The organism is Pseudoalteromonas luteoviolacea NCIMB 1942, assembly GCF_001625595.1.
Lineage (GTDB): Bacteria > Pseudomonadota > Gammaproteobacteria > Enterobacterales > Alteromonadaceae > Pseudoalteromonas > Pseudoalteromonas luteoviolacea_A.
In genome coordinates this window covers 1-204 of the sequence record NZ_AUXT01000099.1, presented here as the reverse complement: position 1 = coordinate 204, position 204 = coordinate 1, and the positions used below count along the sequence as shown (strand labels likewise).

1 protein-coding gene is annotated in these 204 nt (G+C 37.7%); it reads left to right on the top strand.

The features are described 5' to 3' along the window. Nucleotides 1-9: 9 nt before the first annotated feature. Nucleotides 10-204 (top strand): transposase family protein (locus tag N482_RS05435; protein WP_196765312.1); only part of this gene is annotated, 195 nt, incomplete at its 3' end.

The window sequence follows — 204 nt, the reverse complement described above, 5'->3', positions numbered from 1 at the left end:
ACCGTAATTATGAACCTTATAGAACATTTATCCGTTGTTGAAGAAACCCGTTCTGATATCAATCAAAAGCATGATTTGGTAGATATTATTTTTCTCGTAGTCAGTGCCATCATTGCAGGCGCTGAGGGTTGGCAAGATATTGAAACTTATGGAGATGCGAAAAAAGACTGGCTCACCAAGTATCGACCTTTTAAACATGGTATT